The organism is Parapedobacter luteus (assembly GCF_900168055.1).
Lineage (GTDB): Bacteria > Bacteroidota > Bacteroidia > Sphingobacteriales > Sphingobacteriaceae > Parapedobacter > Parapedobacter luteus.
This window is the reverse complement of sequence record NZ_FUYS01000001.1, coordinates 301,079-314,743: the sequence shown is the minus strand read 5'-3', so window position 1 is coordinate 314,743 and position 13,665 is coordinate 301,079. Positions and strand designations below refer to the sequence as shown.

General features: G+C 48.9%; 12 protein-coding genes. 7 read left to right on the top strand and 5 right to left on the bottom strand.

Annotation, left to right across the window (positions count from 1 at the left end; all coding sequences use genetic code 11):
- Positions 1–134: 134 nt before the first annotated feature.
- Together B5X72_RS01320 and B5X72_RS01315 are read right to left on the bottom strand one after the other, a co-directional pair.
- The gene (locus B5X72_RS01320) at positions 135–1,322 is read right to left on the bottom strand and encodes a FecR family protein (RefSeq protein ID WP_079714999.1); all 1,188 of its coding nucleotides are present in this window, start codon (positions 1,320–1,322) and stop codon (positions 135–137) included.
- Positions 1,323–1,474: 152 nt separating this feature from the next.
- Positions 1,475–2,071 carry an RNA polymerase sigma factor gene (locus tag B5X72_RS01315; protein ID WP_079714998.1) on the bottom strand — a complete coding sequence of 199 codons (597 nt, stop codon included), beginning with the start codon at positions 2,069–2,071 and terminating at the stop codon, positions 1,475–1,477.
- A gap of 789 nt (positions 2,072–2,860) precedes the next feature.
- Between B5X72_RS01315 and B5X72_RS01310 the strand changes: the two genes are divergently transcribed.
- Together B5X72_RS01310 and B5X72_RS01305 are read left to right on the top strand one after the other, a co-directional pair.
- Positions 2,861–4,198 carry a M16 family metallopeptidase gene (locus tag B5X72_RS01310; RefSeq protein WP_079714997.1) on the top strand — a complete coding sequence of 446 codons (1,338 nt, stop codon included), beginning with the start codon at positions 2,861–2,863 and terminating at the stop codon, positions 4,196–4,198.
- A gap of 25 nt (positions 4,199–4,223) precedes the next feature.
- Positions 4,224–6,272, top strand: a complete 2,049-nt coding sequence (locus tag B5X72_RS01305) for a M16 family metallopeptidase (RefSeq protein ID WP_079714996.1) — start codon at positions 4,224–4,226, stop codon at positions 6,270–6,272.
- Between the two features lie 67 nt (positions 6,273–6,339).
- On the opposite strand, the gene B5X72_RS01300 is transcribed toward B5X72_RS01305, so the two are convergent.
- On the bottom strand, positions 6,340–6,861 hold the full coding sequence (locus B5X72_RS01300) for an NADPH-dependent FMN reductase (protein WP_079714995.1): 522 nt from the start codon (positions 6,859–6,861) through the stop codon (positions 6,340–6,342).
- Between the two features lie 123 nt (positions 6,862–6,984).
- On the opposite strand from B5X72_RS01300, the gene B5X72_RS01295 reads away from it, so the two are divergent.
- The 5 genes from B5X72_RS01295 (at position 6,985) to lepB (ending at position 11,728) form a co-directional block, all read left to right on the top strand.
- Positions 6,985–7,782, top strand: a complete 798-nt coding sequence (locus tag B5X72_RS01295; RefSeq protein WP_079714994.1) for a ParA family protein — start codon at positions 6,985–6,987, stop codon at positions 7,780–7,782.
- A 6-nt stretch (positions 7,783–7,788) separates the two neighbouring features.
- Entirely contained in the window at positions 7,789–8,712 is a 924-nt protein-coding gene (locus B5X72_RS01290; protein WP_079714993.1) for a ParB/RepB/Spo0J family partition protein, read from the top strand.
- Positions 8,712–9,449 (top strand): DUF5683 domain-containing protein, encoded by a 738-nt coding sequence (locus B5X72_RS01285; protein WP_079714992.1) that lies wholly within the window; start codon positions 8,712–8,714, stop codon positions 9,447–9,449. Before B5X72_RS01290 ends, B5X72_RS01285 begins: the two co-directional genes overlap by 1 nt.
- Positions 9,450–9,517: 68 nt before the next feature.
- On the top strand, positions 9,518–10,267 hold the full coding sequence (dapB, locus tag B5X72_RS01280) for a 4-hydroxy-tetrahydrodipicolinate reductase (protein ID WP_079714991.1): 750 nt from the start codon (positions 9,518–9,520) through the stop codon (positions 10,265–10,267).
- 36 nt (positions 10,268–10,303) lie between these two features.
- The gene (lepB, locus tag B5X72_RS01275; RefSeq protein ID WP_079714990.1) at positions 10,304–11,728 is read left to right on the top strand and encodes a signal peptidase I; all 1,425 of its coding nucleotides are present in this window, start codon (positions 10,304–10,306) and stop codon (positions 11,726–11,728) included.
- 314 nt (positions 11,729–12,042) lie between these two features.
- Here the strand turns inward: lepB and B5X72_RS01270 are convergent, their stop codons facing one another.
- Positions 12,043–13,062, bottom strand: a complete 1,020-nt coding sequence (locus B5X72_RS01270; RefSeq protein WP_079714989.1) for an HlyD family secretion protein — start codon at positions 13,060–13,062, stop codon at positions 12,043–12,045.
- A 166-nt stretch (positions 13,063–13,228) separates the two neighbouring features.
- Positions 13,229–13,642 (bottom strand): cysteine peptidase family C39 domain-containing protein, encoded by a 414-nt coding sequence (locus tag B5X72_RS01265; RefSeq protein ID WP_262497463.1) that lies wholly within the window; start codon positions 13,640–13,642, stop codon positions 13,229–13,231.
- Between the last annotated feature and the right edge of the window lie 23 nt (positions 13,643–13,665).

The window sequence follows — 13,665 nt, the reverse complement described above, 5'->3', positions numbered from 1 at the left end:
CCGGTTTAAAATGACTTATCCAAACGCAACAGGGGGGTGGTTCCGACACTTCCCTGTTTGTTTTTTTCGTCCGTAAGACTAAGTAGGTTTTCTGTTCATAGCTGTTGGTTTACTGATTAACGTATAAATAAAAATTAATAAGTTTCAGATTGGATGATTACTGTACGGCCACGTAAGGTAAACTGAGCCGAGGATTCATTTAAGAATTCGAGTAATGTCTTGAGTGAAACATAGCGGCTCATCAACCCGCTATACGATTCCTGCGGCACGTCACCTACGTACTGAATATCGACATCATACCACCGGCTAACTTGTCGCATCAGTTCGACGAGACTGGTCTCCTCGAAATAAAATATGCCAGACTGCCACGCCAACTCTTTTTTAAGGTTTGCCTTAGCGCTGTTTAGCACGCCTGTGCCCGACAAACTTGCCTGTTCGCCCGGCGCAAGCACCAACGATGTGCGCCTACCAAGGGTAGTGACTACCCGGACACTCCCCTCTACCAACGTGGTCTCAATCATCGGTTCATCCTTATATGACGAAATATTGAACTCAGTACCCAAGACTTCAACGACCTGTCCTGCAGACAACACCTTGAAGGGTATGTTTCGCTTACCCGTCTTTTCCTTTAGCTGTGCCACGGAGAAATAGGCTTCGCCTTCCAGTTCCACGACACGCTCGTCGTCATCAAAACGCTTCGGATATTTTAACGTAGATGCTGAATTGAGCCACACGTTGGACCCGTCGGGCAAGGTGATTTGATACGTTCCGCCTTTGGGAGTGGATAGGGACATGCCGGTGTCCTGCGCCAAACCCGAGACCGCAGAGCCATCTAAATACCTAATTCCGTCTCCAACAACAATTCCCGACTGCGCTTCGCTCAAATCAATCGAACGGCCATCGGCAAGGGTCAATATAGCACGGTTAGCTGCCGGCGGAATATCTTCATTAGAAACAATGACGTGAGCACTGTCTGACGACCAACGGCTATTCATCATTAGCCACCCGACAACAAAGAAGATTACCACAGCCGCGGCATAGGGGAGCCACCGGCGCACGCGTCGACTGCGGTTGGAAGTCGGGGTTGATTGACGGGCCAACCGTTCCTGTAACCGGATGCCCGCACGATCGGCAACTTTTCGGGCTTGGTATGCCAAGGCCCGCGGGGTATCGTCGTCGCTGTCGAGCATACGTGTAATGTACGCTTTCAGCAGCATCTCATTGGCTTCTAAGCCAAAATATGCATATAGACGCGCAATTTCGTCCGCGCTGCACTCGCCCTTAAGGTACCGTTCGAATAGGTGCTTGATATCTTGTTCCATCGCCAACGCCCTCTTTGTTTTGTCCTAATACAAGTGGCACGGAAAAAACAGCTACTCGAACCCAAATATTTTTTATGAAACCGTCATGGTTTTCAAAAATCACACGATGGTATGATTAAACCATGACAGCTTCATCGCCATTGAAGAAAAATTTAGACAGATGAAAATAAATACAACACCAGCAGCAGCGGTAAGCCACCGGATGATTTGAGATAACCCTTCAGGTAGCGTGTGCCTTTCTGCAGGTGATTATTTACGGTATGCGTTGATATCCCAAAGCGCTCGGCGGCTTCGTTGTGACTTAGCCCATCCAGTTTGACGGCGACAAACACCTGTCTACATTGGGCAGATAACCCAGTTAGGATCCGATCGATCAGACGTTGATTTTCCTTCCGGAATAAATCAGCCTCTATGTGATTGTATAATTCAGTAGACGACTGGATAATCTGCGCCAGAATGTCCCGCTCCTTACTGGCCCGTTTCATGAAGTTGAAGGCCGTATTGGTCGTGATGCGGTAGAGGTAAGCCTTGAACGACAGGCCGGGATTAAGTTGCGCACGTCCTTCCCAAATTTTCAGGAACACATCTTGCAGCAGCTCCTCGGCATAGGCCTCGTTGCAAACCAACTGCAATAACCTGGCCGCTAACCGCTCCTTGTATTTGTCATACATCGCCGTAAATGCAGCCTCATCGCCATCTCTTATTAGGTTAACCAGCTGCTCTTCCGTATATCGCGAAAATTTGGACATCTTTGGTTGAAGCGTTATTGTTGACAAACTTAGTTCAAAAGATGTTAATTTTCAATTCTACTTCCGGTAGGGTGGGGCCATGGTTTCCTGCGCTTCCCCACATAGTAAGCTGCGCTGCCTGCTGATTGCCCTTTCAGCACTTTTCCTGAAAAAAGGCACACCAATAGATTACAATTTATTAAGGGAATGATGATGTAAAAATAACAAGCAAAACCTGCACAACAACAAACTTCCAGTGGACGAACGCTGCTTTAAAGCATTTTAAGCGTTGGAGCGAAATAGATGTATGAAATGGTTCAACGTGTCAATCTGAGGGTCAGAAGTACTCGAAGATAATAACCAATAGCAAATAAATAAAAACTAAGGTTGTAAATTAGCTTGTTATCTCCGCCGCCAATCTGTGCCATCTCTCGCACCGTTGGTACATCGCATTCGCCAATGGTGGTACACCAAACGGACAAACAGGGCAACTGCCCGTGACAGCAACACCTCACACCCCTAATCAGCCGCCTTTTGGGTAAGGATAACCCGACCATGCTCCAAGCGACGAAGCCTTGAGAAACGTGGCAGATAGGTGGATTATACGTGGCTTATACGTGGATCATAGGTGGCTAAACCCGGATTCATCCGTATCGTTGCTAAGACAGCAGTAAGCAGCCTATTGACCCCAGTACTTAAAACCTGTAGTTATACAAAAAATGTAACAACAAGCCTGCTTTTTTCATCCAAGAATGGTAAACTTGCATGACGTTAGTCGACGCAATAAGTTCTTTAACCACATAATCACATATGAAGAAAGCTCTATCAATCACCGCACTTGTCGGCCTGTTGCTGTGCAACGGAGTTGTAGCAGATGCGCAAAACCGCATTGAATTCAAGGAATTCAAGCTTGACAACGGCCTCACCGTGCTCATGCACCGGGACAATACCACACCAATTGTAGCAGTCTCAGTCATGTACCATGTGGGTTCCAAAAATGAAGACCCCCAACGGACCGGATTTGCGCACTTCTTTGAGCATCTGCTCTTTGAAGGCACGGAAAACATCGGACGCGGCGAATACATGAAAAAAATCGAGTCCATTGGTGGTACACTCAACGCCTATACCTCAAACGACATCACGTATTATCATGAAGTTGTACCGGCGAACTACCTCGAAACTGCACTCTACATGGAAAGTGAGCGCATGCTACACGCCAAAATCGATACCGTCGGCGTGGAAACCCAGCGTAGCGTGGTGAAAGAAGAGATGCGGCAACGTTATGACAACCAGCCATATGGCACCATCCTGCGCGAAACCTTCAAACGTTCGCACCAGGTGCACCCCTATAATTGGCCGGTCATCGGCTCACTTGATCACCTGAATGCCGCTACATTGGACGAATTCATGCAGTTTTACCGGACTTATTATGTACCCAACAATGCGGTGCTTTCTATCGCTGGCGACATCGACTATGCGCAAACCGAAGCTTGGGTGCGGAAGTACTTCTCCGAAATACCGGCCGGTACCGGCACCATCAACCGACCCAATGTGACCGAACCCAAACGCACGCAAGAAATACGCGACATTGTATACGACAATATCCAATTACCTGCGGTCATCCTGGCCTATAACCTACCGCCCAAGAAACACCAGGATTCTTATGCGCTGAGTATGCTCTCGACCTACCTCACCGGAGGTAACAGCTCGCTGCTGACCAAGGAGGTCGTGGATAAACAACAGAAGGCTGTGGGCGTAGCCGCATTTCCGCTCGACCTGGAAGACGGTGGCGTGTTTCTCACCTATGCCATAGCCAATATGGGCGTATCGGCAGACTCGTTGCAGCATGCACTGGATGAGCAGATTGAAAAAGTCATCGCCAATGGCATATCCGAACGCGACTTCCAGAAGTTGCAAGCACAAGTGGAAAACTCCGTAGTAAGCCGTCATGCGTCCGTTGCCGGCATTGCGGAAAGCCTTGCCGAAGCGAAGACCTTTTTCGGCAACGCCGATGAGATAAACCACGAGATGGCAAAATACAATAAGGTGACTCGTGAAGATATCCAACGGGTAGCGCAACAGTACTTGGCCAAATCTGGCCGCGTTGTATTGTATTACCTGCCGAAATCTGAAGAACCAAAACAATAACCGCTTATTTCAACGAATCAACAATATGAAGAAAATCAGCATATATCTATTGGCTTTGGTAGGCGCCTGTACCACAGCCTTCGCTCAGGTAGACCGCAGCAAGTATCCCGAACCTGGCCCCGCCCCGCAAATCAACATCGGCGATCCGGTCACCTTCACACTGGATAACGGCCTGAAAGTGTTTGTCGTGGAAAACCACAAGTTACCACGGGTCACCTATTCGCTCGTGCTGGACCGCGATGCCATCCTCGAAGGTGACAAAGCGGGGCTTACTTCCCTCGCCGGCGACATGCTCACGGGGGGCACCACGACACGTGCCAAAGACGAGCTCGACGAGGCCATCGACCGTATCGGCGCACGCATCAGCGTGTCATCCACCTCAGCAAGTGCCTCGTCGTTAAAAAAGTACAACGACCAACTGCTCGAACTGTTTGCCGATGTACTGTTTAACCCGGCATTCCCGCAATCAGAACTCGATAAGCTCAAAAAGCAGTTAATCTCATCGCTTGCAGCGGCTAAAGATGACCCCAACAGCATCATCGGCGTGGTGCGTAACGCCGCTATGTACGGCAAAGACCATCCCTACGGCGAAATCGAGACAGAAAAGACGGTAGGTAACCTGCAAGTCGATGACTTCAGAGACTATTACAACACCTATTTCAGACCCAATGTTGCCTATCTTGCCATTGTGGGCGACATCACGCCAGCCGAGGCGAAGGAACTCGTGAATAAGTACTTTGCTGGATGGCAACGTGCGGACGTACCCAAGCACGAATGGCCCGCCCCTCAAAAAACGCAGGGTAACAGGGTTGTCGTGGCCAACCGCCCGGTAAGTGCCCAGTCGGTCATCAATATCGGCTATCCCCTTGATCTGAAGCCCAACAACCCGGACGTCATTGCCGTCAACGTGATAAGCCGTATACTGGGCGGTGGCTCGTCTGGGCGCCTGTTCCTTAACCTTCGGGAGGATAAGGGGTATACTTATGGGGCCTACGGCGGTATCACACCAGACAAATTGGTGGCCACACTGAACGCCAGCGCCTCGGTGCGCAATTCGGTAACCGACAGTGCCACGCGCGAATTCATCCATGAATTGAAAAGGCTGCACGAAAAAACCATTACCCAAGAAGAGCTCGATCTGGCAAAGGCAGCACTCGCCGGAAGCTTCGGTCGTTCATTGGAGCAGCCTTCGACCATCGCCAGCTTTGCCATCAATACCGAAATGCATAAGTTGCCGAAAGATTATTATAAAAATTATCTCAAAAACATGGATGGGCTCACCTTGGATCAAATTAATAATATTGCTGCAAACTATGTGCGAAGCGATGACCTGCAAATTACCATCGTTGGAAAAGCGGATGATTTTGCGGACAAGATGAATGCCTTTGGCGAGGTGCAATTCTATACCGTCACCGGCGATCCGGAAGTAAACATGGCCATCACGGATGCCAGCGTTACGGCTGAAGGTGTCATTGAAAAGTATATCGAGGCGATAGGCGGCCGCGAAAAGTTGACGGCCGTCAACAGTATCCGGTTGGTAAGCGAAGCGGAGATACAGGGAATGACTGTCTCCATTGAACAGCTGGTTGACCGAAACAAGGGTGTTGCGGTGCAAAACACCAAGCTTAGCGCACAATTGCTGTCGAGCGTCCGTGTCACCAAGGACGCCGTGACCGTATCGGCCCAGGGGCAGTCACAGCAACTTCCTGCCGATGCTGCCGCCGCCTACCAAGCTCTATTGGATATATTCCCGGAGCTGTCTTATCAAGAAAAAGGTGCTCAGTTGGAGTTGGATGGCATCACCAAAGTCAATGACGAGGATGCCTATAAGGTAAAAGTAACCTCGGGCAGTAATGTCTCTACCGAATATTTCAGCGTGGCAACAGGGCTTAAGCTGAAAACGGAAAGCGAGCTGGCCGGCGAAACCACCATGAACAACTACGCCACTTATGAAGGCATCCAGCTGCCGGAAACCATCACCATCGTGAACCAAATGGTACCGTTGCCGCTAAAGGCTGTCACCAAGGAGGTGGTCATCAACGGGGAAATCAGTGAGGACGAGCTGAATCCCTAATTAAATCGATGTCATAAGGGATGGTTACGGGCCGCAAGGCATCCGTAACCATCTTTTTTTAGTTGTATCAAAAACGTATAAACGCCTCAATCTGTTCATTGGTAAACCGGACAGTATCGTCCTTATACAGGTTGCCCTCGGCATCAAACTCACTGAGAATATAGGGAATATGGATGCGCAGCGGCAACACGTGCAACCGCACATAGTGGCAGACGCCCGTAAAATGATCCACTCCCCGGATATTGCCATACTTGCCACTGGATAATCCCACCAACGCGGCTTTTTTATCAAAAAAACTATCGGGAAACTTGCAGGCGTCCACAAACGTTTTCAGAATCCCCGGAAAACTCCCATTGTACTCCGGGATGACAAAAAGAAATTTCTCCGTCGCGCTGATGCGTTCCTGATAAGGGAGAAATGCATCACTCCGGTTTTTGTACATATCGGCCGATATGAAATCGGCCGACAAATCCGCCAACGACAGGATATGAGCTGCCACCCCCCTTTTCGAAAGCTGGTGCTGATAATAACTGGAAAGCTTAAACGTATTACTATGAGGACGGTTTGTACCGGATATAATGGTAATCATAATGGATTAAATTAAAAAGCGTATCTTAGCCCCTCTGATTCAGCATTGCTGAAATGCCCAAAAGTACAAATTAATGAATACTTTTGGGATGCGAAGCAACGGAGCGTTAATTTTTCATCACCCATGGGTAAAATCATTTCAATAGCCAATCAAAAAGGAGGAGTAGGCAAAACGACCACTTCCATCAACCTTGCAGCGAGCTTAGCTGTACTGGAATATAAAACCTTGCTGGTGGATGCCGACCCGCAGGCTAACTCGACCTCGGGTATCGGATTTGACCCGCGCGCCATTAAGGCCAGCGTCTACGAATGCCTAATCAACGACCTTGACCCGCATGAGGCCATCCAGCACACGGAGACACCGAACCTTGATCTCCTGCCCGCACACATTGACTTGGTCGGTGCAGAAATCGAAATGATTAACTTGCATGAGCGGGAATATAAAATGAGGGGGATACTGAACCAGGTCAAAGATGAATATGATTTCATCGTAATCGACTGTTCGCCTTCCCTGGGCCTCATAACCATCAATGCGCTGTCTGCGTCCAATTCGGTCATCATCCCGGTGCAGTGTGAGTACTTCGCACTTGAAGGGTTGGGCAAATTGCTCAATACCATCAAGATTGTACAGAACAGGCTGAACACGGCCTTGGAAATCGAAGGCATTTTATTGACCATGTATGATGTCCGCCTCCGCCTTTCCAACCAGGTCGTGGAAGAGGTGAAGACGCATTTCAACGAACTGGTCTTTGATACAATCATCCAGCGCAATACCCGGCTCAGCGAAGCACCAAGCTTCGGCATTTCGGTGATTATGCATGATGCCAATAGCAAAGGAGCCATCAACTACCTGAACCTGGCACGCGAAATTCTCGAAAAAAACAACCTCAATAAGGAAGAAAAAGAACAAGTAAGCGTATAAAACAACATGGCAGCACAACAACGGAAAATAGGATTGGGTAAGGGATTGAGTGCATTGCTCGACGACTCAGAAGAGGTAATCAAGCGGCCAGCCGAAAATAACGTCACGGAAGTGCCTTCCCCGCGGAAAGCCCCGGGCACCATCAGTGCGGTACCTATTTCGAAAATAGCCATTAACCCCTTCCAGCCGCGAACGGAGTTTGATGAAGAAGCGCTGCGCGAACTGGCAGACTCCATCAAACTACAGGGCCTGATACAGCCCATTACGGTGAGGCAGGCCAATGGCGACACCTATCAGCTGATCAGTGGTGAGCGGCGGCTTAGGGCAGCCAAACTGGCTGGATTGACCGAAATACCTGCGTATATCCGTACGGCTAATGACCAGCAGATGCTGGAAATGGCCCTGATCGAAAACATCCAGCGTGAAAACCTCAATGCCATCGAGGTGGCGCTGAGTTTCCAACGGATGATCGAGGAATGCAACCTCAAGCAAGAAGAACTTGGCGAACGGGTAAGCAAAAACCGATCTACGGTAACCAACTACCTGCGCCTGTTGAAGCTGCCGCCTGCTATACAGGCCGCGATACGCGATGGGCAGCTAAGCATGGGGCATGCCAGGGCATTGATCAACGTCTCCGAAATCGACAAACAGCTTTATATCTTCCGGGAAATCGTCAAGAAGGGGCTCTCCGTCAGGAAAACCGAGGAGTTGGTGCGGGACGTACAGCAACACGCCAATAGGCAAGCCGACAAGCGGGAAAAAACACCGGCCTTATCTTTCCAATACCAGAAGGTGGAAGATGACCTTGCTTCCAAATTTGCCACTCGGGTAAAACTGAAAGTTTCAGGCAAGAAAGGAAACGGCGCGATCGAAATTCCGTTTCATTCGGAAGACGACCTCAACAGGATCCTTGAATTACTCGATTGGTGATGAACCGCTGGCTTGTTATCGTCTTGTTGGTTCTGGGGACCGTAGGCGGCCTACATGCCCAGGAGCCTGACAGCCTACGCAGGGACACCATACCCAAGATGGCCGACACCCTTGCCGTGGATACCGCCGGCAGGCAGGCCGATGAAACCCGGCGGGAAAGACGGCAGCGGGAACGGCGCGAAAGGGAAGCGCAGGAACAAAAACAAACGGTGTTTAAAGATTCAGCCAGGCTCGCTTTGGAGGCTATGTCTGTACGGCCCTGGAAGCAGTCGCTCATGGTACCGGGCTGGGGGCAAATCACCAACGGCGGCTGGTGGTGGCTCAAGGTACCTGTCATTTACGGCGGGTTCGTGGGTGCGGTGCTTGTATTTGAGTTCAACAACCGATATTACCACGATGTATTGCGGGAAGCGCAATATCGCATCAACAACAACCACGCCATCCCGCCCAACACCAAATTCCCCTACCTTGCCGCCGGTAGCCAAGCCACTGACCGCTTGGTTGCGGCCAAAGACTATTACCGGCGTAACCGCGACCTGACGGTGCTGGTGACCGTCGGCTGGTGGGGTATACAAGCCGTGGAAGCCTATGTCACTTCCATGCTCAAACACCGCTGGGATATCGGCGATGATTTGGGCTTCCGGATCTCACCGACGCTGCTGCAACAGCCGCCTACATCATTGACCTATCAACATAGCCCTTATGCTATCGGCCTGAAGGTAGGCTTTAGATTTTAAAAAAAATCATGTTCCGCTAAAATTGCTTCGCATTTTATGCTAAGTTTGCGGATTAGCGATTTAGTTACATGAATATTGCATTACTCGGATATGGCAAAATGGGGCAGCTTATCGAAAAATTTGCCCTACAACGCGGTCATCAAATCCACCTCATCGTGGACGAAGGCAATCGTGAAAGCATCGGTGCCGCGGATTTGGGTGGCGCTGATATCGCCATCGATTTCAGCAGGCCTGAAGCTGCGGTGAGCAACATCGACTTATGTTTCGAAGCCGATGTACCCATCGTGGTCGGCACCACGGGCTGGTATAACCAGCTTGACGTGGTAAAAAAAAGATGCCTGGACGGTAACAAAACGCTGCTGTATGGTTCTAATTTCAGTATCGGGGTAAATGTATTCTTTTATATCAACAAGCTGCTGGCCGCTGCAATGAATCCATACAAACAATACGATGTGCAGGTAGAGGAAATCCACCATACCCAAAAACTGGACGCCCCCAGCGGCACGGCCATCACCATTGCTGAAAGCATCATCGAACATACGGATGCCAAAACGGAGTGGATAAACAACCTGATCGGTGAAGGCGAAGAGTCCATCCCAAAGCCCAATCAATTACTCATTGAGAGCCACCGCATCGAGGACGTGCCTGGCACACACACGGTGTTATACAGCTCGGAGGTTGACCAAATAGAGTTCAAGCATACCGCTCATAGCCGCGCGGGGTTCGCCTTGGGCGCGGTAATCGCTGCTGAATGGCTCAATGGTAAAACCGGATTTTACCAAGTGACCGAAATGTTTAACTTTGGCGGGCAAGTGTAGTACATCAAACAGACATATTTTTAATAAAAACCTATTATGGGATATATCGTTTTTGCAATCATTCTTGTCCTCGTCCATTTCGGCTTATGGAAGCTTTTCATTAAGGCCGGCCGCGCGGGCTGGGAATCCCTCATACCGGTTTACAGAGAATTCGTTATTGCCAAACACATTACCGGACGCCCGGCATGGTGGATCGCGTTGTTGCTTATCCCCATCGTGAATATCTTCATTTTTTTCGGATTGTACCTTGATCTGGTCAAGGCTTTCGGCAAACGCCGGTTCTGGGAATATGCGGCCACAGTGTTATTCCCTTTTGTAGTCCTCCCATGGTGGGGCAACGATCCCAAGGTGGTTTACCTCGGCCAATCTGCCACGCCGGAGTTTAGGGAGAAACATCCATATAAAAAGTCTGTTGCCCGCGAATGGGCAGATGCTATTGTGTTTGCCGTGGTGGCAGCAACGCTCATCCGCGGCTTTCTTATTGAGGCTTACATGATACCGACAGGCTCCATGGAAAAAAGCCTGCTCGTAGGCGACTTCCTGTTTGTCAGCAAGCTGAATTATGGTCCGCGGGTACCCATGACGCCTGTTGCTTTTCCCTTCGCGCATCATACGATGCCGCTGACCGGTGGCAAGGCCTACTGGGAAGGCATCAAACTGGGGTACAAACGGCTACCGGGTTTCCAAGAGATTGAACGAAATGACGTCGTCGTATTCAACTACCCCATGGAAGCTGATCCGCCTTTCAACAGGCCTATCGACAAGCGCGAAAATTATATCAAACGTGCCGTAGGCATCCCCGGTGATACGATTTCGCTGCGCGAAGCGCAGCTCTATGTCAACGGCAAACGGGCTTTTGAGCCACCCAACGGCCAATTGGACTATTACGTATACACCGATGGTACCGGCTTGAACCCGCAGCGCCTGCTGGATATGCGCATCGAATCCAATCCATACGCGCGGGAGCCTTACCAACTCTTCCTTACCGACAAGGCTTATGAGGAGGTGAAGGGCTGGGCCAATGTAAGCCGCATCGTACCCAATATCAGGCACCGTGACACGGCTGAGCCCGGCGTATTCCCAAACAATCCGCTGTACCACTGGAATATCGACAACTTCGGGCCGATTATCGTACCCAAAAAAGGGTGGACGATAACACTCGATAGTCTGACGATGCCCCTCTATGAGCGCGCCATCCGCGTATACGAAGGCAACGAACTGGAAAGCCGCGAGGACGGCATATACCTCAATGGCAGCAAAGCGGACAGCTACACCTTTAAGATGGATTACTACTGGATGATGGGCGACAACCGCCATAATTCAGAGGACGCTCGCACGTGGGGGTTTGTACCCGAAGATCATATCGTGGGCAAAGCGTTGTTTGTATGGCTGAGCTGGGACAAACACGGCACTTTCCTGAGCAAAATCCGGTGGAACCGGATTTTCATGGGGATTAAGTAGGGAGTTGTCTTGTAGTTAGGATGTGAACTGTCTCTTCTTATAACAAGGCGGCTTGTTCGGATCATTTATGAGCGTAAATAGTCTTAATGATATTACGCCCTATTCGCGAAAACAAAGAAACATCTTCTGTGATGATTTCAAGGGATCTTGTCAATCCCGTGTTTAATTGAATATGTCCCTCCCTTCGAATTGGATCTAACGTTAAGCGGGCCATAAAAATACTGTCTTAGTGAGGCACTTTGTTAATCTGGCTTACTTTTCCTTTCAATATTCCATATTCTTCAAAGGGATAACTGTCCAACTTAATTATGGCTTCATGCCCTTCTTTTATCTTCCCCCATATTGTATTGTGGAATATTAACTTCGCCAAAAAAATCCGTGCTCCCTGGATTGATATAAAAGACCTCCTGCCCGGCATTAATATACTGATTTTCTTGAATAATACCTACAAAAGCAACTTTTCCTGACTGCCTAGCGGTAAGAACGTATTGACTTTTCCAATGCTCCGCATCACTAATAAGGCTATTTAGGGCATGAATGAATTTTGATTTTTCTTCTGCAATCTGATTATCCACCTCCGCAAGCTCCTTCGTTTTAGAAACATAGGCGGATTCATTGGTAAGCAAAGTGGACTTAGTTTGCTGTATAGGATATTGCTTAGCCAATAAAGCCGCTTGTTGCTGTTGAAATTCCGCTGGAGAAATCACTTGTTTCTCTGCAAGAGCTTTATAACGCCCAAATTCCTTTTCTGCCAACGTATATTCCTGTTCCTGTAAGGTCTGTTGCAACAATAATTGTTCCCGCTGTGCCTTGATGTTACTGATGTCTTGTTGGATATAGCTGCGCCGTTTCGGATAGATACCGCTAACTGCCGCAGCCCGATAACTAAGGTAGGATTGGTAGAATGCCTGATAAGCACTTTGGAGTTCTCCCAATTGTAGGTAAACTGGAGCTTCTAAAGCCGCTAGATCTTCATTAGCGTTCATCACATGTTTTTCACGCAATAATTGCATCTGCCGCAGCAACCCTAATACTTGGCTATGATTTGCAGTACTCTCCATCAAAGCCAATTCCTGGCCAGTTGTAACCAACTTATTTTCCCAGACCAGCAATTTAACGACATTTCCCGAAACCTTACTAACAATCGTTCGGGGAGCATTTAACGCATTAATTCGCACAGAGGCACGCACGACATCAGGATAGTGAATAAACGTTGATGTCAATACTACGATAAATAACACCAATAGTACTGAAGTGATACCCCAACGCAGCAACCAAGAAGGGGGAGTGCTGATGATATCTCGTATATCCTCTGAATGAGTCTTCTGCTGCATTTCATTTAAACCTTATGTGTTCCTTGTTCTACCACCTCACCTTTGTCTATCACTATGATGTTGTCTGGGTGACTTACGGTACTAAGACGGTGTGCCACAATGATGACCGTCCGGTTCTGAAAAAAACCTGTTAGATTATTTATAATCACCCGTTCATTGTTAGCGTCTAGTGCATTGGTCGCTTCATCAATCCCTGATGCATACCCCTGTAAGCAAACCAATTGCCCAAGAATTCCTGTTGGCTAAGTCTACAGTGTCCCATTGCCGGGTCGGCGATATAGTACTTGTCCTTCCTGACTTTGTAGAGCACCACAAAATGATTTTGCCGCCAGTGTAAAATGCAAGGTAGCGATGTCTCTGCCAGTCGTTCGAGTGACAGACGCGCACCCTGTGTACGGAAACCGATTTTCTCAGCGGCCTCACTAATGCCCAACAGATTTATACCACTTCTAGTTGATTGGCAAAGTTGACGAAGTTTGTGGATTGAGATATTACGTCCATAATATCGGCATATCATGCGCAAGCAGGTAGCTCCACAATCCATCTGATCTTGTTGACGATAATAGGAAAAGGCTTCAATTGAATTGATTTTTTATGTTTGTG

Coding starts and splice junctions, on each gene's coding strand:
- B5X72_RS01320 (WP_079714999.1), bottom strand. CDS start 1,322: ATGGAACAAGATATCAAGCACCTATTCGAACGGTACCTTAAGGGCGAG.
- B5X72_RS01315 (WP_079714998.1), bottom strand. CDS start 2,071: ATGTCCAAATTTTCGCGATATACGGAAGAGCAGCTGGTTAACCTAATA.
- B5X72_RS01310 (WP_079714997.1), top strand. CDS start 2,861: ATGAAGAAAGCTCTATCAATCACCGCACTTGTCGGCCTGTTGCTGTGC.
- B5X72_RS01305 (WP_079714996.1), top strand. CDS start 4,224: ATGAAGAAAATCAGCATATATCTATTGGCTTTGGTAGGCGCCTGTACC.
- B5X72_RS01300 (WP_079714995.1), bottom strand. CDS start 6,861: ATGATTACCATTATATCCGGTACAAACCGTCCTCATAGTAATACGTTT.
- B5X72_RS01295 (WP_079714994.1), top strand. CDS start 6,985: ATGGGTAAAATCATTTCAATAGCCAATCAAAAAGGAGGAGTAGGCAAA.
- B5X72_RS01290 (WP_079714993.1), top strand. CDS start 7,789: ATGGCAGCACAACAACGGAAAATAGGATTGGGTAAGGGATTGAGTGCA.
- B5X72_RS01285 (WP_079714992.1), top strand. CDS start 8,712: ATGAACCGCTGGCTTGTTATCGTCTTGTTGGTTCTGGGGACCGTAGGC.
- dapB (WP_079714991.1), top strand. CDS start 9,518: ATGAATATTGCATTACTCGGATATGGCAAAATGGGGCAGCTTATCGAA.
- lepB (WP_079714990.1), top strand. CDS start 10,304: ATGGGATATATCGTTTTTGCAATCATTCTTGTCCTCGTCCATTTCGGC.
- B5X72_RS01270 (WP_079714989.1), bottom strand. CDS start 13,062: ATGCAGCAGAAGACTCATTCAGAGGATATACGAGATATCATCAGCACT.